Annotated in this window: 21 protein-coding genes and 1 tRNA gene; 8 read left to right on the forward strand and 14 right to left on the reverse strand. The window is 60.8% G+C overall.

Annotated features, from left to right (window positions below; translation table 11 throughout):
• Positions 1–4 precede the first annotated feature (4 nt).
• Both AC1RKI_RS23600 and AC1RKI_RS23605 read right to left on the reverse strand, forming a co-directional pair.
• Positions 5–1,315 (reverse strand): homoserine dehydrogenase, encoded by a 1,311-nt coding sequence (locus tag AC1RKI_RS23600; protein ID WP_150979262.1) that lies wholly within the window; start codon positions 1,313–1,315, stop codon positions 5–7.
• A 52-nt stretch (positions 1,316–1,367) separates the two neighbouring features.
• Complete coding sequence (locus tag AC1RKI_RS23605) at positions 1,368–2,597, reverse strand: pyridoxal phosphate-dependent aminotransferase (RefSeq protein ID WP_061958229.1); 1,230 nt, start codon at positions 2,595–2,597, stop codon at positions 1,368–1,370.
• 294 nt (positions 2,598–2,891) lie between these two features.
• Here AC1RKI_RS23605 and AC1RKI_RS23610 point away from each other — a divergent pair, with 294 nt between their 5' ends.
• The 5 genes from AC1RKI_RS23610 to AC1RKI_RS23630 all read left to right on the forward strand — a co-directional run bounded on the left by AC1RKI_RS23610 (position 2,892) and on the right by AC1RKI_RS23630 (position 7,425).
• Complete coding sequence (locus tag AC1RKI_RS23610; protein WP_061958228.1) at positions 2,892–3,278, forward strand: Mth938-like domain-containing protein; 387 nt, start codon at positions 2,892–2,894, stop codon at positions 3,276–3,278.
• A 178-nt stretch (positions 3,279–3,456) separates the two neighbouring features.
• Positions 3,457–3,918 carry a peroxiredoxin gene (locus AC1RKI_RS23615; protein ID WP_227459336.1) on the forward strand — a complete coding sequence of 154 codons (462 nt, stop codon included), beginning with the start codon at positions 3,457–3,459 and terminating at the stop codon, positions 3,916–3,918.
• A gap of 362 nt (positions 3,919–4,280) precedes the next feature.
• Positions 4,281–5,978, forward strand: a complete 1,698-nt coding sequence (locus tag AC1RKI_RS23620; RefSeq protein ID WP_492797233.1) for a PhoH family protein — start codon at positions 4,281–4,283, stop codon at positions 5,976–5,978.
• Between the two features lie 180 nt (positions 5,979–6,158).
• The gene (locus tag AC1RKI_RS23625) at positions 6,159–6,638 is read left to right on the forward strand and encodes a hypothetical protein (RefSeq protein WP_099047609.1); all 480 of its coding nucleotides are present in this window, start codon (positions 6,159–6,161) and stop codon (positions 6,636–6,638) included.
• A gap of 94 nt (positions 6,639–6,732) precedes the next feature.
• Complete coding sequence (locus tag AC1RKI_RS23630) at positions 6,733–7,425, forward strand: C40 family peptidase (protein WP_492797231.1); 693 nt, start codon at positions 6,733–6,735, stop codon at positions 7,423–7,425.
• Positions 7,426–7,472: 47 nt separating this feature from the next.
• Here AC1RKI_RS23630 and AC1RKI_RS23635 read toward each other — a convergent pair whose 3' ends face one another.
• The 8 genes from AC1RKI_RS23635 to AC1RKI_RS23670 all read right to left on the reverse strand — a co-directional run bounded on the left by AC1RKI_RS23635 (position 7,473) and on the right by AC1RKI_RS23670 (position 13,366).
• Complete coding sequence (locus AC1RKI_RS23635) at positions 7,473–8,483, reverse strand: inorganic phosphate transporter (RefSeq protein ID WP_061958224.1); 1,011 nt, start codon at positions 8,481–8,483, stop codon at positions 7,473–7,475.
• A gap of 12 nt (positions 8,484–8,495) precedes the next feature.
• Positions 8,496–9,122 carry a DUF47 domain-containing protein gene (locus tag AC1RKI_RS23640; RefSeq protein ID WP_061958223.1) on the reverse strand — a complete coding sequence of 209 codons (627 nt, stop codon included), beginning with the start codon at positions 9,120–9,122 and terminating at the stop codon, positions 8,496–8,498.
• A gap of 150 nt (positions 9,123–9,272) precedes the next feature.
• A complete protein-coding gene (locus AC1RKI_RS23645) occupies positions 9,273–10,664 on the reverse strand; it encodes a replicative DNA helicase (protein ID WP_061958222.1) in 1,392 nt (463 codons plus the stop codon).
• A 120-nt stretch (positions 10,665–10,784) separates the two neighbouring features.
• Entirely contained in the window at positions 10,785–11,237 is a 453-nt protein-coding gene (gene rplI, locus AC1RKI_RS23650; RefSeq protein WP_061958221.1) for a 50S ribosomal protein L9, read from the reverse strand.
• 29 nt (positions 11,238–11,266) lie between these two features.
• Positions 11,267–11,545 (reverse strand): 30S ribosomal protein S18, encoded by a 279-nt coding sequence (rpsR, locus tag AC1RKI_RS23655; RefSeq protein ID WP_006163606.1) that lies wholly within the window; start codon positions 11,543–11,545, stop codon positions 11,267–11,269.
• 3 nt (positions 11,546–11,548) lie between these two features.
• Positions 11,549–11,848 (reverse strand): primosomal replication protein N, encoded by a 300-nt coding sequence (gene priB / locus AC1RKI_RS23660; RefSeq protein WP_061958220.1) that lies wholly within the window; start codon positions 11,846–11,848, stop codon positions 11,549–11,551.
• 20 nt (positions 11,849–11,868) lie between these two features.
• Positions 11,869–12,243, reverse strand: a complete 375-nt coding sequence (rpsF, locus tag AC1RKI_RS23665) for a 30S ribosomal protein S6 (RefSeq protein ID WP_061958219.1) — start codon at positions 12,241–12,243, stop codon at positions 11,869–11,871.
• 115 nt (positions 12,244–12,358) lie between these two features.
• Positions 12,359–13,366, reverse strand: a complete 1,008-nt coding sequence (locus AC1RKI_RS23670) for an asparaginase (RefSeq protein ID WP_492797226.1) — start codon at positions 13,364–13,366, stop codon at positions 12,359–12,361.
• A 197-nt stretch (positions 13,367–13,563) separates the two neighbouring features.
• On the opposite strand from AC1RKI_RS23670, the gene lexA reads away from it, so the two are divergent.
• Together lexA and AC1RKI_RS23680 are read left to right on the forward strand one after the other, a co-directional pair.
• A complete protein-coding gene (gene lexA, locus AC1RKI_RS23675; protein WP_061958217.1) occupies positions 13,564–14,220 on the forward strand; it encodes a transcriptional repressor LexA in 657 nt (218 codons plus the stop codon).
• A gap of 144 nt (positions 14,221–14,364) precedes the next feature.
• Positions 14,365–14,541: a hypothetical protein gene (locus AC1RKI_RS23680; RefSeq protein ID WP_167585519.1), complete on the forward strand. Its 177-nt coding sequence runs from the start codon at positions 14,365–14,367 to the stop codon at positions 14,539–14,541.
• Between the two features lie 130 nt (positions 14,542–14,671).
• Here AC1RKI_RS23680 and AC1RKI_RS23685 read toward each other — a convergent pair whose 3' ends face one another.
• The 4 genes from AC1RKI_RS23685 to dusA form a co-directional block, all read right to left on the reverse strand.
• Positions 14,672–16,174 (reverse strand): T6SS immunity protein Tli4 family protein, encoded by a 1,503-nt coding sequence (locus AC1RKI_RS23685; protein WP_492857638.1) that lies wholly within the window; start codon positions 16,172–16,174, stop codon positions 14,672–14,674.
• 478 nt (positions 16,175–16,652) lie between these two features.
• A tRNA-His gene (locus tag AC1RKI_RS23690) sits at positions 16,653–16,728 on the reverse strand.
• Positions 16,729–16,842: 114 nt separating this feature from the next.
• The gene (locus AC1RKI_RS23695; RefSeq protein ID WP_061959865.1) at positions 16,843–17,103 is read right to left on the reverse strand and encodes a hypothetical protein; all 261 of its coding nucleotides are present in this window, start codon (positions 17,101–17,103) and stop codon (positions 16,843–16,845) included.
• An 812-nt stretch (positions 17,104–17,915) separates the two neighbouring features.
• Positions 17,916–18,926 (reverse strand): tRNA dihydrouridine(20/20a) synthase DusA, encoded by a 1,011-nt coding sequence (dusA, locus tag AC1RKI_RS23700; protein ID WP_492797421.1) that lies wholly within the window; start codon positions 18,924–18,926, stop codon positions 17,916–17,918.
• Positions 18,927–19,057: 131 nt separating this feature from the next.
• Between dusA and AC1RKI_RS23705 the strand changes: the two genes are divergently transcribed.
• Positions 19,058–20,131, forward strand: a complete 1,074-nt coding sequence (locus AC1RKI_RS23705) for a tyrosine-type recombinase/integrase (protein ID WP_492797221.1) — start codon at positions 19,058–19,060, stop codon at positions 20,129–20,131.
• Positions 20,132–20,234: the final 103 nt, after the last annotated feature.

The following is a 20,234-nucleotide window of genomic DNA, read 5'->3' on the forward strand; positions in this document are numbered from 1 at the left end:
CGTCTTAATTCAGTTCTTCCATGCGCAGGCGCGTGACGGCGGACAGCACCGTGGACAGGCCCTCGATGCTGCGGATCGCGGCATTGACGTGCTTTTCGCGCGTGAGGTGCGTAAGGATGATGATGTCGGTCTGCGGCTCGCCTTCGCGCGATTCCTTCTGCAGCATCGCATCGATGCTGATGCCCGCTTCGGCCAGGATGCGCGTGATCTCTGCCAGCACGCCGGTTTCGTCGGACACGCGCATGCGCAGGTAATACGAACTGGTGACCTCGTCGATCGGCAGCACGGGCACGCTCGACAGTTCGTCGGGCTGGAACGCCAGATGTGGCACGCGATGGTTCGGATCGGCGGTGTGCAGGCGGGTCACATCGACCAGATCGGCGATCACGGCCGACGCGGTCGGCTCGGCACCCGCGCCCTTGCCGTAGTACAGCGTCGCACCCACTGCGTCGCCCTGCACCAGCACCGCGTTCATCGCGCCTTCGACATTGGCGATCAGGCGCGACGCCGGCACCAGCGTGGGATGCACGCGCAGTTCCACGCCTTCTTCGCGCCGGCGCGTGATGCCCAGCAACTTGATGCGGTAGCCCAGTTCCTCGGCGTACTTGATGTCGACGGCGGACAGTCGCGTGATGCCTTCGACGTGAGCGCGGTCGAACTGCACCGGCATGCCGAACGCGATCGCGCTCATCAGCGTCACCTTGTGCGCGGCGTCGATCCCTTCGATATCGAAGGTCGGATCGGCTTCGGCATAGCCAAGCTGCTGGGCTTCCTTGAGCACGACGTCGAAATCGAGCCCCTTGTCGCGCATTTCGGACAGGATGAAATTGGTGGTGCCGTTGATGATGCCGGCGATCCACTGGATGCGATTGGCGGTCAGGCCTTCGCGCAGTGCCTTGATGATGGGGATGCCGCCAGCGACCGCGGCCTCGAACGCCACGATCACGCCCTTCCTGCGCGCCGCTTCGAAGATCTCGTTGCCATGCACGGCCAGCAGCGCCTTGTTGGCGGTGACCACATGCTTGCCGTTTTCGATGGCCTTGAGCACCAGTTCGCGGGCGATGCCGTAGCCGCCGATCAGTTCGACGACGATATCGATATCCGGGCGCGTGACGACTTCGTTGGCATCGCTGACCACGTCCACCGTGCCACCGGTCAGTTCGCGGGCGCGTTCGGTGTTCAGGTCGGCCACCACCGCAATCTCGATGCCGCGGCCTGCGCGGCGACGGATTTCTTCCTGATTGCGCTTGAGCACGTTGAACGTGCCGCTACCGACGGTACCGATGCCGAGAAGGCCGACTTTGATGGGATTCATGGACGTCTGACTCTGGTTTGCTTGATACGGAAATGGGGGCGTTCGGCCGGCTTTAGCGCGTGCCGTGACGTTTGCGATAGCTTTCGAGGAAGCGCGCGACGCGGCTGACCGCCTCGCGCAGGTCTTCTTCGTGCGGCAGGAACACGATCCGGAAATGGTCCGGCGCGCCCCAGTTGAAGCCGGTGCCCTGCACCAGCAGCACCTTCGATTCCTGCAGCAGTTCGTAGATGAATTCCTGATCGTCCTGGATCGGATACATCGACAGGTCGAGTTTCGGGAACAGGTACAGCGCGGCCTTTGGCTTGACGCAGGTGATGCCAGGGATCTGCGTGATCAGCGCGTGGGCCAGGTCGCGCTGGCGGCGCAGCCGGCCGCCTTCGCCAACCAGGTCGTTGATGCTCTGGTAGCCGCCCAGCGCGGTCTGGATCGCCCATTGCGCCGGCACGTTGGCGCACAGCCGCATCGACGACAGCATGTTCAGGCCTTCGATGTAGTCCTGCGCCGGCCGCTTGTCGCCCGAGACCACCATCCAGCCTGCACGATAGCCGCACGAGCGGTAGTTCTTCGACAGGCCGTTGAAGGTCACCGTCAGCACATCGGTGGACAGCGATCCGATCGACGTATGGGTGTGACCGTCATACAGGACCTTGTCGTAGATCTCGTCGGCGAAAATGATCAGGCCGTGCTCGCGCGCGATGACCACGATCTCCTTGAGCAGGTCGTCCGAATACAGCGCCCCGGTGGGGTTGTTCGGATTGATGATGACGATGGCGCGCGTGTTGGGCGTGATCTTGCGGCGAATGTCGTCGAGGTCCGGCATCCACTCGTTGGCCTCGTCGCAGACATAGTGCACCGGCGTGCCGCCCGACAAGCTCACCGCGGCCGTCCACAGCGGATAATCGGGCGCCGGCACCAGGACTTCGTCCCCGCCGTTCAGCAGCGCATTCATCGACATCACGATCAGCTCGGAGGCGCCGTTGCCCACGTAGATGTCGTCCAGCCCCACGCCCTGGATCTTCTTTTCCTGGGTGTAGTGCATGATCGCCTTGCGCGCGGCGAAGATGCCCTTGGAATCGGAATAGCCCGCCGAATTCGGCAGGTTGCGCATCATGTCCTGCTGGATTTCTTCCGGGGCGTCGAAGCCGAACACGGCCAGGTTGCCGATATTCAGCTTGATGATCTTGTGCCCTTCCTCCTCCATCTGCTTGGCCTTTTCCAGTACCGGGCCGCGGATGTCATAGCAAACGTTCTGGAGCTTGTTCGATTTCTGGATGGGTTTCACGGCGATGTTGGCAAGGTCAGGGCAAGCTGCCGGTCTCCGCGGCAGCGGTCTTGGAAATTCTGCTGGATGGTCCTGGGTGTCTGGCGGCGCGTGTCGCCAGGCAACGGCGAGCGTGGCAGACCGGGGGGCAAAAGCTATAAGATATCGGATTATGACAGACTTCGGCATGGATTCTTGCATTGCAGCGAGCCTTTTGGGCGCTTGCGCGCACGATCCTGCCACCAACCCGCCGCCCGTCCTGCTGGCCCCCGACGCCGGACAACCGGACCATCCCCGCGGCATGAGGCCCCCGTCTTGAAACTCCACGCCGATAAGCCCCTGAACCTGAATACCGTGACCGGCTATGGTCCCGGATACATCGAAATCAACGCGGTCCGCCACAACCAGTCGGTCCTCGTGATGCCCGAAGGCGACATCGAACCCTGGCCAGCCAGCCGCTTCGAGGACCTCGACGCCGCCCACTTCGAAGCCTTGCTGGAAAGAAACCCGGAAGTGGTGCTGCTGGGCACCGGCGCCCGGCTGCGCTTTCCGCACCCGCGCCTGACCGCGGCGCTGGCTCGGCGCCACATCGGCGTCGACGCCATGGACTTGCAGGCCGCGTGCCGTACCTACAATATCCTGATGGCCGAAGGCCGCAAGGTCGCGGCGGTGCTACTGGTGGAGCCCGCGGCGCAGGACTGAGCGCCGCTTGGCGAGGCGCAACCGCCGGGTTATCGTCACGCCCTGCGCCCAGGTTAAGTGCGCGCCACGCTTGAAGTCCGGCCGACTGCCCCAATCTGCACCCGCCAATGGCGCAGGTCCGGAACGCAACGAGCCGCCGCCACCGATCACGCTTCGCCTTCCAAGGAGAGCCCCCAGCATGACCGTCAGTCTCAACAAGGCCGTCCCCGACTTCCACGCCCCCGCCACCGGCGGGGATTTCCGTCTTGCCGAACAGCGCGGCAAGACTCTGGTGCTGTACTTCTACCCGAAGGACAACACACCGGGATGCACCACGGAGGCGATGAATTTCCGCGATCAGTACGACGCGTTCGAAAAGGCCGGCGCCGTGGTCTACGGCATTTCGCGCGACAGCCTGAAGTCGCATGAGAACTTCAAGGCAAAACTGGAATTGCCTTTCGAACTGATCGCCGATGTCGACGAGGCGATCTGCAATATCTTCGACGTCATCAAGATGAAAAAGATGTATGGCAAGGAAGTGCGCGGGATTGAGCGCAGCACCTTCGTGATCGACGCCAAGGGCGTGTTGCGCCACGAAATGCGGGGCATCAAAGTGCCCAACCATGTCGACGACGTGCTGGAGATCGTGAAGGGCATGTAAGACGGCGCGCAGGCATCGCCCCGGCCGCGCGCGGGTGACGCAAGGAAGCCACAACAGCGTCGCAGCAACCTGAATCTGACCGATTGCCAAACCGAAAACGTTCGGATACATTGGCTCTCAATGCGTTCCGATCCCAGTTGCCACGCTGCTGTTTCGTACCGGCCCAGGAGCCTCAGTCCCCGGGCTGGTAGCGGACCTGCCGCGTCGCGGGTCCGCAAGCAAGCCGCCACACCTGTTCCACAGGCCTGGCGGCTTTTTTGTTTGTTCACGCCTGACCCCTTCGGTTTTCCGGTTTTCTGTCGTTGGTTGGTTTGTACGCCAGCTTTTTCGCCCCCGTTAGTCCCCTGAAAGGAAAGCCAAGCATGCCGCTGCCTACCATGCCCGCCAAGCCTGCCCAACTGCTGGACCCGAGCGAATTCGCCCCGGTCACACTACCCAAGGCCAAAGCCGCGCAGGGTAAAAAACCCGTGCCGGTGCTTGAGCGTGCAGCGCTGCTCGAGACCGGCGAAGCCGAGACCCCGGTTACCCAAGGCCGCGCCGCCAGCCCGGCCCGCGCCCGGACATCTGACGCCCCCGCGCCGGCCACCACCGCGCCCGCATCGCCTTCGGTCAGCCTGGTCAAGCCGTCCGCCGGCCCGACGCGCCGCTCGCGCAAGGCCTCCGGCCCAAGCAAGCTGTTCGTACTGGACACCAACGTGCTGATGCACGATCCAAGCTCGCTGTTCCGCTTCGAAGAGCACGACATCTATCTGCCGATGATGACGCTCGAGGAACTGGACAACCACAAGAAAGGGATGAGCGAAGTCGCGCGCAACGCGCGCATGGTCAGCCGCACGCTCGACCAGCTCGTTGGCGGCACCGACGGCGTGCTCGACGAAGGACTGCCGCTGGCCACGCTTGGCAACCGCGACGCCGCAGGCAAGCTGTTCTTTCAGACCCGCCTGAACGACATCAAGCTGCCCGAAGGGCTGCCCCAGGGCAAGGCCGACAATCAGATCCTGGGTGTGGTCAGCGCGCTTCAGCAGCAATACCCCGAACGCCAGGTGGTGCTGGTGTCGAAAGACATCAACATGCGCATCAAGGCGCGCGCTCTGGGGCTGCCGGCCGAGGACTACTTTAACGATCAGGTCCTCGAAGACAAGGACCTGCTCTACTCGGGCGTGATGCAACTGCCCAACGATTTCTGGGCCAAGCATGGCAAGGGCGTGGAAAGCTGGCAGGATCCGAAGTCGGGCACGATGTTCTATCGCCTGACCGGGCCGCTGGTGCCGTCGTTCCTGGTCAACCAGTTCGTCTATCTGGAGCCGATGGACGGCAGCCTGCCGCTCTATGCGCAAGTCAAGGAAATCAACGGCAAGACTGCCCTGCTGCAGACGCTGAAGGACTACACCCACAACAAGAACAACGTGTGGAGCGTAGTGGCGCGCAATCGCGAGCAAAACTTCGCGCTGAACCTGCTGATGAGCCCGGATGTCGATTTCGTGACGTTGCTGGGTCAGGCTGGGACCGGCAAGACGCTGCTGGCGCTGGCGTCCGGCCTGGAACAGGTGCTGGACCAGAAACTGTACAACGAGATCATCGTCACGCGCGCCACCGTGCCGGTCGGCGAAGACATCGGCTTCCTGCCCGGCACCGAGGAAGAAAAAATGCAGCCCTGGATGGGCGCATTCGACGACAACCTCGAAGTGCTGCAGAAGAGCGATGACAGCGCAGGAGAATGGGGCCGAGCGGCCACGCAGGAACTGATCCGCTCGCGCATCAAGGTCAAGAGCATGAATTTCATGCGCGGCCGCACCTTCGTGAACAAGTTCGTAATCATCGACGAGGCCCAGAATCTGACGCCGAAGCAGATGAAAACGCTGGTCACGCGCGCCGGCCCCGGTACCAAGATCGTCTGCCTGGGCAACATCGCGCAGATCGACACACCGTACCTCACCGAAGGATCGTCGGGGCTGACCTACGTGGTTGATCGTTTCAAGGGCTGGAGCCACAGCGGCCATGTCACGCTGGCGCGCGGCGAGCGCTCGCGCCTGGCCGATCACGCCGCCGACGTGCTGTAGCCATCGCACCAACGGCAATAGCGGTGTAAGTCTGACGACGCCATCGACTGGCCGCCTCGCGGTCGGTCGATGGCCGGATCGCATCGTGTGGTCTGGCGCACGGCGTCGGCGTTCCGCCGACAGCCAGCGCCGTCCAGCCCGGCTATGATGAGCGGGATTCGAGTCGATACGGAGGCGTCGATGAATAGACCGCAATCATTCAGCCGGTACTTGTCGAACAACCGGACGTTGTTTTCACACAGCGCGCGCACCGCGCGGCGCAAACGCATCGTGCTTTGCGCTTTGATCGGGGCAACCGCCCTGCTGGCCGCGGCATGGCAACCGGCCAAGGCGGCCGACGAAATGGTGATTCGCACCACTGGGCCGATCAGCTATGTGTGCGGCGGCATTGCCGAAGACGAGCGCGCGAAGTTGGCCGAGCAGGAAAAGAATTTCAACCTCGGCATTCTGTTTACGCAGGGCTCGAGCGGGGAATTCCTGGCCGATGTTGACGTAAAAGTAACAATGGATGGCCAGACTGTTGCCAGTTTCCGCGCGGCCGGTCCCCGCTGCCTGATACGTGCGCCCGAAGGCAGCTACAATATCGAGGCCAATTACAAGGGTCAGCCCAAGTCCATCAAGATCAGCACCGGCACTCGCAACGCGCAATTGCGCTGGTAGCCCGCGCTGGTAGCCCGTTTTCCTCCAGCTGAAGTTTTTGCCAGCTGGAATTTCTGCGGACTGAAATCTGACCCGGCAACTTTTGATGAGAAGGATGCCAGAGCGTCGGCTTTCACCACCCGATCCGTACCCGAATGCAGTGCCAAGAATCGCGCTGGCGGCCCTGTGCGCCGCGGCGCTTCTGCTCGCCGCTTGCGCCGGCGGCCCGCCTGCCCGCCACTCGGCGTCATCGCCGCGCGCGCCCGGCAAACCGATGGTGGATCCCAGCGCCGGACTCGAGGAAATCTCGATCCAGGCGATGTCCCTGGTAGGTACGCCCTACCGATACGGCGGCAACACGCCCGATTCCGGCTTCGATTGCAGCGGCCTGGTGCGCTACGTGGTGCAGCGGGCCGCCAACGTCAACCTGCCGCGTACGACCGAGCAGATGGGCCAGCGCGGCACATCCCTTGAGCGCAGCGACGTGGCTTCCGGCGATCTGGTGTTTTTCAACACCACCGGCCGCTCCAATTCGCATGTCGGCATCTATGTTGGCCAGAACCGGTTTGTCCATGCGCCAGCTACGGGCGGCACCGTTCGCCTGGAAGACATGAGCAAGTCATACTGGGCATCGCGCTACAACGGCGCACGACGTGTGGTGTCGGCCAGCAACCTGCCCATGACACCTGCGCCTTCGACGTCCCCGGCACCGCTGCCAATCGCGCCCGCGACGCCTCTCGCTCCGCCGGCATCAACCGCCGCAGCGCCGGCCGACGACGATCCCATCGCGGCGTTCGCTAATCAATAAAAAAGCCAGGCAAAATCGCCTGGCTTTTTGACATCGCGAACTGGCATTTATAGGATTTGCTTGCCGATCCACCAGGCAATGGCGGACATGAATGCAGACGCGGGAATCGTCAGCACCCAGGCCCAGACGATGTTCCCCGCCACGCCCCAGCGCACCGCGGACATTTTTTGCGCCGAGCCGACGCCGACAATCGCGCCGGTAATTGTGTGGGTGGTAGACACCGGAACACCCAATGCCGATGCGATGAACAATGTCATCGCTCCGCCGGTCTCCGCGCAAAAGCCGCCTACCGGCTTGAGCTTGGTGATCTTCTGCCCCATTGTGCGCACGATCCGCCAGCCGCCGAACAGCGTGCCCATGCCGATTGCCACATAGCAGGAAACGATCACCCACATCGGCGGCGCCTCGCCGCCCACCGCAACATGGCCGCTCGCGATCAGCAGCATCCAGATGATGCCGATGGTCTTCTGCGCATCGTTGCCGCCATGCCCAAGGCTGTAAAGCGACGCCGACACCAGCTGCAGACGACGGAACCAGCGGTCCACACGCGACGGCGGCGTGCGAAAGAACGTCCAGCCCACGATCACCATCATGATCGAGCCGAGGATGAAGCCCAGCAGCGGGGAGATCAGGATAAAGGCAACGGTCTTCAGCAGGCCATGGCCCACCAGCGCGCCGGTGCCCGCCTTGGCCACCGCGGCGCCCACCAGACCGCCGATCAGCGCGTGCGACGACGACGACGGAATGCCGTAGAACCACGTAATGACGTTCCAGGCTATCGCCCCGACCAACGCGCCGAAGATCACATAGTGATCGACGATATTGACGTCAATGGTCCCGGTGCCGACCGTGGCCGCAACTTTCAGATGAAAGATAAAGATCGCCACCACATTGCACATCGCCGCCATGGCGACCGCATGATGCGGTTTCAGGACGCCGGTGGAGACCACCGTGGCGATCGAGTTGGCGGCGTCGTGGAAACCGTTCATGAAATCGAACAGCAACGCGAGCACGACCAGCAGGCCGATCACCCATAAGCTCATTTGTACTGTATGCATGCAGTGTGAGCCTCAGGCGTTTTCCAGGACGATGCCTTCGATGATGTTTGCTACGTCTTCGCACTTGTCGGTAATGGACTCGAGCTGCTCGTAGATCGCCTTCAGCTTGATCAGGCGCTTGACATCGGTTTCCTCGCGGAACAGCTTCGACATGGCCGAGCGCATCACGCGGTCCGCTTCGGATTCAAGCTGGTCGATTTGCTGCGCAGTCTTCAGGATCGTGCTGGCGTTGCCCATGTCTTCAAGCAGTCCAACCGCGATCTTGACCTGATCGCAGCATTGCACGCAGATGGTGGCCAGGCGACGCGCCTCGTCGGTGAGGTGCGTCACGTCGTACAGCGAGATCGTCTCGGCAACATCCTCCATCAGATCGAGAATGTCATCCATGGTGGTGATGAGCTTGTGGATCTCGTCTCGATCGAGCGGCGTGATGAACGTCTTGTGGAGCAGATCGATCGTATCGTGCGTGACACGGTCTGCCTTCTTTTCCGTTGCCTGCACGCGGCGGGCGTGTGCCTCGGCGTTGGGCAGATCGTTGACCAACGCCTCGAGCTCGTGAGCGGCGGTCACTGCGCAGTCGGCGTGCTGGTTGAAGTATTCGAAGAACTTGCCCTCAGTGGGCATGAATCGACCGAACATGAAATGTCCTTGTGGCGCGCCTCACGGCAGCGCTCGGTTGTGTTGCAAATGGGAGGCAGAGCAATTGCACGACAGCCGCCTCGTGGGCGGCTGTCATCAAAGCGCAATATTTTACAGGGTTGCACCGTCCAGCGGTGTAACCCGTGGATATCAGGTGTCGTTGTCGAAGAACGCAGGACCGCCGCTGAAGTTGTCGAACTTCGTGAACTGACCGAGGAAAGTGAGACGGACCGTGCCGATCGGGCCGTTACGCTGCTTGCCGATGATGATCTCGGCCGTGCCCTTGTCCTGCGAATCGGGGTTGTAGACTTCGTCGCGGTAAATAAACAGGATCACGTCGGCATCCTGTTCGATAGCGCCCGATTCGCGCAAATCCGACATCACGGGCCGCTTGTTGGGGCGTTGTTCGAGGCTCCGGTTCAACTGGGACAGCGCGATAACCGGACAATTGAGTTCCTTGGCCAACCCCTTTAATGACCGGGAGATTTCCGAAATCTCCGTGGCGCGGTTCTCGCCGCCACCGGAACCGGACATCAGCTGCAGGTAATCGATGATGATCAGGCCCAACTGCCCGCACTGGCGCGCCAGCCGGCGCGAGCGCGCACGCAGCTCCATCGGGTTCAGGGCGGGCGTCTCGTCGATGAATAGCTGCGCATCGTTCATGCGCTGGATCGAATGCGTCAGGCGCGGCCAGTCCTCGTCGAGTAAGCGGCCAGTACGCAGCCGATGCTGATCGAGCCGGCCCACCGAACCAAGCATACGCATGGCCAGCTGAACGCCCGCCATTTCCATGGAGAACACGGCCACCGGCAAGCCTTGCTCGACCGCCACATGCTCGCCGATGTTCAGCGAAAACGCGGTCTTACCCATCGACGGGCGACCGGCCACAATGATCAGGTCGCCGGCCTGCATGCCGCTGGTCATCCGGTCGAGGTCGATGAAACCGGTTGGCACACCGGTCACATCCGTGGATGTGTCGCGATGGTAAAGCTCGTCGATGCGCTCCACCACCTGCGTCAGCAGCGGCTGAATCTCCTGGAAGCCCTTCTGGCCGCGCGATCCTTCTTCCGCGATGGCAAAAACCTTCGATTCGGCTTCGTCAAGCAGTTCGCGCACTTCGCGACCCTTGGGCGCGAAGGCGGCCGAGGCAATGTCGTCGGCAACCGTGACGAGTTTTCGCAACACGGACCGCTCGCGCACGATCTCCGCGTAACGGCGGATATTCGCCGCGCTTGGCGTGTTTTGCGCCAGCGAATTCAGGTAGGCAAGCCCGCCGACCTCCTCGGCTTTGCCCGCTACCTGAAGCATTTCATAGACGGTGATCACGTCCGCAGGCTTGGTCGCCGAAATCAGGCGCGCAATGCTCTGGAAAATCAGGCGATGGTCAAAACGGTAGAAATCCGCTTCGGAAAGGAAATCGGCAATCCTGTCCCATGCGGCGTTGTCCAGCAACAGCCCGCCGAGCACCGACTGCTCGGCCTCGATCGAGTGAGGAGGGACTTTGAGACTATCTAGTTGGGGGTCTGCGGCGGGCGCGTTCATGGGGGGCAATTATAGCGGCGCCAGAGGCCGCGCAAACAAAAAAGGCAGGAGCATGGCTCCTGCCTTTCGGCGCATGGGACGTGCCAGCGCTTTGCCGGCACATCGCAAGCAAAATACAACTTAGACGTGCTCGCCCAGAACGGACACGGTCACGTCGACCAGCACGTCGGTGTGCAGCGAAACGCCAACGGTGTAATCGCCAACCATCTTCAGCGGACCGTTCGGCAGGCGCACTTGCGACTTCTCGACCTTGAAGCCTTGGCCATCCAGGGCTTCGGCGATGTCGGCGTTGGTCACCGAACCGAACAGACGGCCGTCCACACCCGACTTCTGGGTGATCTGGACGGTCAGGCCGTTCAGCTTTTCGCCTTCGGTTTGCGCAGCGGCCAGCTTCTCGGCGGCGGCCTTTTCCAGCTCAGCGCGCTTCACTTCGAATTCGGCGATGGCGGTTTGCGTAGCACGGCGAGCGCGCTTGGTCGGGATCAGGAAGTTACGTGCGTAACCGTCCTTCACGCGAACGATATCGCCCAGGTTGCCCAGGTTGATGACTTTTTCCAGCAGAATGACTTGCATCGTATATTTCTCCTTGCGGTCCTGGGCTATCAGTTCTTGTGCAGGTCGGTGTACGGCATCAGCGCCAGGAAGCGGGCGCGCTTGATGGCCGTATCCAGCTGACGCTGATAGTGCGCCTTGGTACCGGTCAGACGGGCCGGCGTGATCTTGCCGTTGTCGCCGATGAAGTCCTTCAGCGTGTCCAGATCCTTGTAGTCGATCTGTTCGACGCCAGCCACCGTGAAGCGGCAGAAACGCTTACGCTTGAACAGCGGGTTCTGTTGCTGGAAGCGCTTCTTGTTCTTGTTGTCACGTTTGACGAATGCCATGATTCAATCCTTTTCGAATGCTTTACATCGAGTGATGTGAAAGATCAGTGTCTTGCTGTTGCGGTGCTTGCGAGCCAGAAATCCCTCGCAGTCGAGCAGCGCGCCAAGCGGGAACCGCTCGAGCCGCTGAGCCATGGCGCCTATGCCCATGGCCACGATCGCAAATTCCACCTGCCGGGGCGTTTCCGCCTCGACTGCCTCGCCCGCGTACTGCAGAAAGCAGTTGACGACGGGCACTCCGGCAGGGGTATAGCGCAGCGTGTCCCGCTCCGCGAGCGTGGCGGTCAGCCGTAGCTGGTTCACCGCGACACAGCAGTCCGCACTTAGGCGGCCTGACCTTCCGTGGTCGTTTGCGCTGCCTTGCGGGCTTCTTCGCGCTGAACTTCCTTCATCATCGGCGAAGGAGCGGTTTCGGCCTTCTTGGTCTGGACGATCAGGTGACGCAGCACGGCGTCGTTGAACTTGAACGCGTGTTCGAGTTCAGCCAGCGTGTCCTTGCCGCATTCGATGTTCAGGCAAACGTAGTGAGCCTTGGCCAGCTTCTGGATCATGTAGGCCATCTGACGGCGGCCCCAGTCTTCCACGCGATGAACCTGACCGTTTTGCGACGTGACCAGCTGCTTGTAGCGCTCGATCATCGCCGGAACTTGTTCGCTCTGGTCCGGATGGACGATAAATACGATTTCGTAATGACGCATTGACGCTCCTTATGGATGAGCCACCCGGGCGTCAAGTCCGGTGCGGCAAGGTTGGATAGCCGGCGAGTATAGCCCGAAAACCGGATGACCCGCAAGGATACGTACCGGATTGGCTTCAGTGTGCGGCAAACAGCGCCTGCAGCCGCTGCGGGTCGCGCGCCAAATGCAGATCAGCCGCCAACAGCAGCAGGAGCAACACGCGCGCCTTATAGGGATTCAGGTCTGTGGCTGATACAAACATGCCCACTTCCGGGCGGACCGTCTCGGGAATAGCAACGTGTCCGGCACAGGTGCGGGAGCTGCGCACCACCGCCACGCCCTGGCCAGCCGCATCGGCCAGCGCCGCCGCCAGCGTTTCGTGGATCGACCCATTGCCGGCCGCCGCGACGACAAGCCCCTGCACACCCGCGGCAACCAGTGCATCGATCGCAATGCGCCCGGGTTGCGCATAGCTCGACACAATTTCCACCTCCGGCCAGTCAGTCGGTACGGGCAGACGCTGCACCGGCACCCGGCCCTCGGCTGGTGCGCGATGGAATCGAATATAGGCGTCCTGGACGAATCCCAGCGGACCGCCCGCCGGCGAGGCGAACGCATCGACCGCCGATGTGTGCATCTTGGCGACATCGCGCGCCGCATGAATCTGCTGGTTCAATACCACCAACACGCCCTTCCCTCGCGCCCCGGTACTGCCAGCCACGCGCACCGCATCGAGCAAGTTCAAGGGCCCATCCGCCGACAGCGACGTGGACGGCCGCATGGCCGCCGTCATGACAATGGGAATCGGACACGTCTGCGTCAGGTGCAGGAACATCGCCGTTTCTTCAAGTGTATCGGTCCCGTGCGTGATCACTATTCCGTCGACATCCTCGCTGGTGGACCAGTACGCCAACCGTGCAGCCAGGCGCTCCCACAAGTCGAACCGCAGGTCCTTGCTATCGATCTGCGCCACTTGCTCGGTCTCGATCCGCGCGACGGCAGCGAGCGCGGGCACAGCGTCTACGAGCTGCGATACCGGCACGGTCGCCGCCTGGTAGCGCGCGCTGCTGGCGGGGTTTCCGGACGAGCCGGCAATCGTGCCGCCCGTGGCGAGGATGACGATTCGAGGCAAGGAAGCTGACATGTCTGATCAGTAAGTTGGAGCTCGGCGATTGTATCCGTCACGCCCGCGCGCCCCAACCGCGGCAAACCCGCGCGCAGCAACGGCCACCCACGGCTTTGCAAGCCCGCTGCAAATTGTGCTTGCACTTCACTCGATACTGTATAAAATCACAGCATACTGTTTAAACATACAGTGCTTCGGCACGAGACCGGCGAACCATGGCGACCCTGACACCCCGGCAGCAGCAGATTTTCGATCTGATCCGCGATGCAATTCAGCGTACAGGCTTCCCGCCGACGCGCGCTGAAATCGCCGCCGAATTCGGCTTCTCCTCTCCCAATTCGGCTGAGGAGCACCTGCGAGCGCTTGCGCGCAAGGGTGTTATCGAGTTAACGCCCGGTGCATCGCGGGGCATCCGGCTAAAGGTTTCGCGCAGCGATTCCGAGCGGCCGGACCAATTTTCCTTGCCGATGGCAGGCGTGCTGCAATTGACGCTGCCGCTGGTTGGCCGCGTCGCGGCAGGCAGCCCCATCCTGGCGGCCGAACATATCGATCGCCAATACCAGGTGGATGCCTCGGTGTTCGACGAGCGCCCCGATTATCTGTTACGCGTGCGCGGCCTGAGCATGCGCGATGCAGGCATCCTAGACGGCGACCTGCTGGCCGTAAAGAAAGCCAACGAAGCACCGAACGGAAAGATCGTGGTGGCGCGCATCGGCGAGGATGTCACCGTCAAACGCCTGAAGAAACGCGGCGAATCGATCGAACTGATCGCCGAGAACCCGGACTTCGCAAACATCGTGCTGGAGTCCGGACGAGACGAATTTTCACTGGAAGGCATCGCTGTTGGCCTGATCCGGTCGTCAGGATTCTAGCCTTAGCGAGACACCCAGGCTCCCAGTCTGGACCAGGCAGTACAACCTTCTGCCCTGGTCACCCGCTTTGCTTTGCCCATGCCGCCCCGTCCTCTCAGGACGACGGGCGCGGACTCTTGCTGTCGCAAATTACGAGGTGCTGCCATGCTGCAATCGAACACCGTCGCTTCCCGTCGCCCAGTCAAACCGGTGCCGTTCCGCCAGATCAAGGGCGTCCGCGTCTACCAGGGCGCCCAGCGCCGCACGATGGTCGGCAATATGGCGGCAATCTGCCGCATGCTTGAACTCGACGATCTGCCGGCGAAACCACTTGCTGTCTGAGGCCCCGAGGTCGAAGACGTGAAGGCCCGCGCCGATCGAATCGGCGCGGGGTGAAGGTGGGATAGAGACTATTAGCGCGCCGGGTCATGGATAGTCGATACCCGGCGGGAGCACACTGGAGATGGCTCCCTCAGAACGCGTTGGGCCGTGGCCGGAGAGTGCGCGTCACCTTGTCCCAGAGGGCGATGGACTCGCCTTCGGTTAGGGAAACGCGATCCAGCTCATGCAGATTTAACAGTTTGTTGGGCGCGCCCACATCCAAATCCAGAGATATCAACGGGGATAGCGGACTGCCGATCACGCTATTGGCTTCAAGGGAAAAATGGAACCCCTGGATGCGTAGCACCGTTTTCCCCGCCATCAACCATTCTTCGGCTGGCAAGTCCTTCAGGGCTACGGAACCATTCCGTAGCGTACGCCCGCTGCTTCGACTCAGCGCCGTCCTGATCTGTGCGCCTCGCTGCAATAGTGAATCCTCAGTTTGGATATCCGAATCCGTATCGATGTTGAAGCTGACATCGTCATGGCCGTTCAACACAAACATAGTGCTGGTATTCTCTCGATCACGCGCCTTGCCCTGCAAGAATCCACCTTGGAAACACACTCCCGGCTCGCCTGGAATCTCATCATCGGAGCGCCCTCTGGCCCTCGATAGCAGTGAGATGACTTGGCTAAGACGCTCGGAGACATTGGTCATGTCAGGATCGTCTCTGATAGAGGGTTGATCCTTGAAGTACAGCGAATCCTTTGCCGAAGACGCTGCGACCTGCATTTTGATTTGATGCCCACTGTTCCATCTGTAGGCTTCGATGATGCGTATGCTGTCCGGATCTTCGTAAATACTTCCCAAAGATACGAAGTACCGAGAATCCGGAATCCCTTTGACTTCCTGGTCGGCATACAGAAACCGATAGCCGAAATAGCTCTTTGCAGTCGTCAGCTCATCGCTACGATTTTGAATCGCCCGACGGTGTGCATCGATCGTCATGGGCTCGGTGCTGATGTGTACCCCCTCGACCTTGATGGACTGGAAGATATGGACGTCGGCCGGCATGTCGATCAGATAGCGACCCACGCAGCGTGGCGTCAGGTGTGCAGTCAAGTCTTTCACAATGGCTTGTTCCTGGGAGGTAAGGGGTCGGTGGCGGTTGCATCCCTGCAGTGAGAGAGCAAGACATACGGCCGCCGTCAGCAAGGCGACCTTCGGGCGCAACTCCATTTCATAGGCGCAGAAGTCGCGGGTCTGACGGGTTTTTGAAAAGCGGAAGATGCAGCCGGAGAATTGCCGAGGCTCGGAGCCGTCGCCGGGGTCGATCGAGAACGTGGCATCGCGGCGCACGTACTCCATCCGGTCCAGATCCATCGGATGGGTCAATCGGATCTTGACGCTGTAGGGCTCACCCAGGCGCTCCGTGGCTTCGAATGACACCACGGAGAGGCCGGCGGCACTATTCGCTCCGAGCACCTTCAGGTGATAGGGCTGCTGTCCAGTCACGGACCTTGGCAGCCCGTCGCCCCATGATTTCAGTTCATCCGTCACATCCATCACTGTTGCTTGCTCCTTACCAGCCGTGATCGCGTTCTCCGAACAGGCCGTCGCTTGCGACGCGAGGCCGACATCCTCGTGCGTCAAAACCTTACGCCGCTATCCCACAAGCGAGAACAGCCGATGCGTCGCGCAAACAACAGAAACTGAATAAAATCTAAAATAATGTTTTTATGATTTACAGATATTTATTTTTTCCTTATTAAAAGCACGAATTATAAAATACAAGATATTCCGATATATATATTTTTAACTCGGATGAGCCCCAGCCGGGGCGAACGACAAACCCTTCACCGGTGGCTAGGCGCAGGCAGAGCGGCCGCCTGCTGCAGCACTACCGGGAGACAAATGGAAAAGGCAATGTGAACCGGCAAGCGCGCCAAACAGCCCGGCGCCAAGCGCTGGGACATCATCGATGAGACGAGGTCCCAACCAAGCTACGAGAGTTGCAACAAGCGGGATGAGTGAGCAGGCTAAAGTGGAAGCGACCGGGGCCCACCGCCGTATGGATATCCAGAAAGCAAAACAGCCGCTTGTGTAAGCGGCTGTTTTGCAAGGAAATTTTTGGGGTGGCTGATGGGACTCGAACCCACGACGACAGGAATCACAATCCTGGACTCTACCAACTGAGCTACAGCCACCGTAGAGATTTTTCGCTGACAGATACGTCGATCAGCGAAGAACAAGACTATACAAGGATCTGGAGCGGATGGCTAGTATCCCGCACAAAAAAATTTAAAAAGATGTGAGACCCGTCACCGGCTTCCCACCCACTTCGCCTCCAGCAGTATGGCTTCCTTGATCGCCGCGATCGTGTCGGCCTCGGTCGGGAACAGCCCGAGCAAACGCTTCGATTTGCCGTTCAGCACGTCGCGCTGCAACGCCTTGCCAGATTCCATGGAGGTTCCCGGATGCCAGCAATAACGCGCGGTCCATTTCCCGTCCTGAAGTTGCTCCGCTACCCAGATCACCCGGTAGTCTTCAAACACCTCACCGAATGGCTCGTCCGTTTCCATTTGATACCTCCAGGACTCGCTGCCGACCCTTCGCGCTGATCCACTCGCTTCCGAGCGTTCCGCGCTTCGCAACTGGCAAGCCCTGCCGCATTTACTCCCCCACTGGAACCGCACAGTTTGCCTGTGCGATTCACCCCCCTATGTCGGCTGACGCGACATTGACCGGCATCCTAGTATGGTCGCGACGCAGAGCCTCAATCGCCCACCGATGCCCGTAAGGTGAGGCGGCAATGGCCGGTATCGACGGGGGCTGCACCAAAAATGCCGCCCCGTGCCCTACCAATGCAGGGTTCTGCCTCTTTTGGTGCTGTTAGATACTCTTTCGCGAGGGACATTGACCCCCCTCGACATTCCCGACAGGCGACGACTCTCACGAGTATCGCCTGCTTTTTTTGGCGGAACTCTTTCGTCACTTACCAATCGAAGCGCTTGCTCGACAAAAAAAAGAGCCCGCCGTAGCGGACTCTTAAATTAGCGATCTCAATGCCCTGAAGGCCTTTTCAATGTAGTCCAGCCATTTCTCGGTCGCCATCCGTGCAAACCCACGGTGGATGTTGCATCTTCGAGACGCAAAAAAAAGCCCGCACACGGCGGGCTCAATAATCAGTTGAAGAAAGCCCTGTATTCGAGGGCAGGCACAGTGTAAGAACATGAGGCAGCGCTGGCGAATTAGGGGAATCCCTTTGCCGGCGCGGGTTTCCGGCCAGAACCGTGGTCAGACACCGGTATGCGATACATTTCGCGCGCCATGCACAGAATGACCGTTCGAAATTAGAGCCTTTCTTCGACGCGCCCGCCTCAGCGTCGTCACACTAGGCCGCCTCCAGCATGTCAGGACGCAGATGTGATCGCGCCTCTCCGAACAACGCGTCGACATCCGTACGAATGCGTGCCGCATTCATTCGGCGCGAATCGGAAAGCACCCTGCGCCACCCTCTTCCACCAAAAACGCCGCGATGGAGGCCCAGCATATGGCGCGTTGCGGCCCCCATAAAGCCCCCATTCTCCACAATCTCACCGATATACGCCTGCATCGTAAGTTCCGCGTCGCCGCGCGTGGGAATGGGCGTGGTGGCGCCATAGTAGCGCTGGTCCATTTCCGCAAGAAAATACGGATCGTGATAAGCCTGCCGGCCAATCATCACGCCGTCCACATGTTGGAGATGTTCGGCGATTTCGACGTGGGACACGACGCCGCCATTGATCAGTATTTCGAGCTGCGCGAACTCGCGTTTCAATTGGTAGGCCACTTCGTAACGCAGCGGCGGTATCTCCCGATTTTCTTTCGGGCTCAGCCCTTTGAGAATCGCATTCCGGGCGTGAACGATAAATGTTTCGGAACCCGCCTCGGCTACCGTTCCCACAAAATCGCGCACGAAACCATAATGTTCAATCGTGTCGATGCCGATTCGATGTTTCACTGTCACCGGCACATCAACAACATCCCGCATAGCCTTGACGCAATCCGCCACCAATTGCGGCTCCGCCATCAGACACGCGCCAAACGCGCCGCGTTGCACCCTCTCCGAGGGACATCCGCAGTTCAGGTTGATTTCCTTATAACCCCACTGCTCCCCCAACTTGGCAGCCTTTGCAAGGTCGGCCGGCTCGCTGCCCCCAAGTTGCAGCGCGACAGGATGCTCGGCGGCGTTGAAATCCAGATGCCGTGCCACATCGCCATGCAACAGCGCGCCGGTCGTTACCATCTCCGTGTAAAGCCACGTGTGGCGGCTTAGCGCGCGATGAAAGGTGCGGCAATGGCGATCGGTCCAGTCCATCATGGGGGCCACGGAAATCCGGCGGGGCCTGATATTTCCTTGCATGCCGCTTGTGGACTCGGATTGCGGGGTGCTACGGGTCTGTTCCATTTCCTGCTGATTCTGCATATTTCGTCCCTTTTTTGCCCCTGAGTGCTACGATGTAGCACCATCAAAATGCGTGTAGCACTGGGGATATGGGGACGATCACTCAACGCGTGCGAAAGGACGGAAGTATAGGGTACACGGCGCAGATTCGCCTGAAGCAAGGCGGAGCCGTGGTGTTCACCGAAGCCAAGACTTTCGACCGCCGGCCGGCTGCGGCGTCTTGGCTGGAAAAGCGCGAACGGGAGCTGGCGCAGCCTGGCGCGCTGGATGTGGCAAAGCAAGAAGACCCGACGTTGGCCCAGGTCATCAAGAAGGTGACGGAAGAGTCAACGAAAGCGATAGGCAAAACCAAGGCACAGGTGCTACGCGCCATTTCGGATTCGGATTTGGGGCAAAAGCGGTGTTCCCAGATCGGCAGCGCCGACATCGTCGCGTTCGCGCGTAGCCTCAAAGTCCAGCCCCAGACCGCGGGCAACTATATGGCGCACCTGAGTTCGGTGTTCTCGATCGCGCGGCCCGCATGGGGATACCCTCTTGACGAGCAAGCGATGGCGGACGCCCGCAAGGTGCTGGGCAAGCTGGGCGCCGTCGGCAAGTCGAAGCGCCGGGATCGCCGGCCCACCCTCGAGGAACTCGACAAGCTGATGAAGCACTTCGGGGAAATCCGGGCAAAGCGCGTTGACAGCAACGACATGCAGGCCATCACGGCATTTGCCATCTTTTCGACGCGCCGGCAGGAGGAGATCACCCTCCTCACCTACGAAGATCTGGACGTCGTCCATAGCAGGATATTGGTGCGCGACATGAAGCACCCGGGCCAGAAGATTGGCAACGATCAATGGTGCGATCTGCCACCCGAGGCGATGCGAATCATCCAGGCGCAGCCGCACAAGACTGGGCGAATCTTCCGAGCGAACCCAGACGCCATTAGCGCTGCCTTCACGCGCGCGTGCCAGTTCCTGACAATCAAGGATCTGCGTTTCCACGACCTACGACACGAAGGCGCAAGCCGGCTATTTGAGATGGGACTGACCATCCCCCACGTCGCGGCGGTCACCGGCCACCGCAGTTGGTCGAGCCTTCAGCGCTACACCCACCTCCGACATACGGGCGATCGGTTTGCTGGCTGGAAGTGGCTGGACCAGATCGCCCCGCCGGGTTGATGGCGGCCTGATGCCCGCACCGCGCTATGTCGCGGTAGGAATGCCCATTACTGGGCACCCCCCGCACAGATCCCGGCGTGCGCGATTCGCGCACCGGGCTCCT

This window comes from Cupriavidus sp. GW822-FHT06G04, from assembly GCF_058799075.1.

Excerpts from the sequence above, each read along its gene's own strand:
- AC1RKI_RS23600 (WP_150979262.1), bottom strand. The coding sequence starts at position 1,315 with ATGAATCCCATCAAAGTCGGCCTTCTCGGCATCGGTACCGTCGGTAGC.
- AC1RKI_RS23615 (WP_227459336.1), top strand. The coding sequence starts at position 3,457 with ATGACCGTCAGTCTCAACAAGGCCGTCCCCGACTTCCACGCCCCCGCC.
- AC1RKI_RS23620 (WP_492797233.1), top strand. The coding sequence starts at position 4,281 with ATGCCGCTGCCTACCATGCCCGCCAAGCCTGCCCAACTGCTGGACCCG.
- AC1RKI_RS23625 (WP_099047609.1), top strand. The coding sequence starts at position 6,159 with ATGAATAGACCGCAATCATTCAGCCGGTACTTGTCGAACAACCGGACG.
- AC1RKI_RS23630 (WP_492797231.1), top strand. The coding sequence starts at position 6,733 with ATGCCAGAGCGTCGGCTTTCACCACCCGATCCGTACCCGAATGCAGTG.
- AC1RKI_RS23635 (WP_061958224.1), bottom strand. The coding sequence starts at position 8,483 with ATGCATACAGTACAAATGAGCTTATGGGTGATCGGCCTGCTGGTCGTG.
- AC1RKI_RS23640 (WP_061958223.1), bottom strand. The coding sequence starts at position 9,122 with ATGTTCGGTCGATTCATGCCCACTGAGGGCAAGTTCTTCGAATACTTC.
- AC1RKI_RS23645 (WP_061958222.1), bottom strand. The coding sequence starts at position 10,664 with ATGAACGCGCCCGCCGCAGACCCCCAACTAGATAGTCTCAAAGTCCCT.
- rplI (WP_061958221.1), bottom strand. The coding sequence starts at position 11,237 with ATGCAAGTCATTCTGCTGGAAAAAGTCATCAACCTGGGCAACCTGGGC.
- rpsR (WP_006163606.1), bottom strand. The coding sequence starts at position 11,545 with ATGGCATTCGTCAAACGTGACAACAAGAACAAGAAGCGCTTCCAGCAA.
- rpsF (WP_061958219.1), bottom strand. The coding sequence starts at position 12,243 with ATGCGTCATTACGAAATCGTATTTATCGTCCATCCGGACCAGAGCGAA.
- AC1RKI_RS23670 (WP_492797226.1), bottom strand. The coding sequence starts at position 13,366 with ATGTCAGCTTCCTTGCCTCGAATCGTCATCCTCGCCACGGGCGGCACG.
- lexA (WP_061958217.1), top strand. The coding sequence starts at position 13,564 with ATGGCGACCCTGACACCCCGGCAGCAGCAGATTTTCGATCTGATCCGC.
- AC1RKI_RS23680 (WP_167585519.1), top strand. The coding sequence starts at position 14,365 with ATGCTGCAATCGAACACCGTCGCTTCCCGTCGCCCAGTCAAACCGGTG.
- AC1RKI_RS23695 (WP_061959865.1), bottom strand. The coding sequence starts at position 17,103 with ATGGAAACGGACGAGCCATTCGGTGAGGTGTTTGAAGACTACCGGGTG.
- dusA (WP_492797421.1), bottom strand. The coding sequence starts at position 18,926 with ATGCAAGGAAATATCAGGCCCCGCCGGATTTCCGTGGCCCCCATGATG.
- AC1RKI_RS23705 (WP_492797221.1), top strand. The coding sequence starts at position 19,058 with ATGGGGACGATCACTCAACGCGTGCGAAAGGACGGAAGTATAGGGTAC.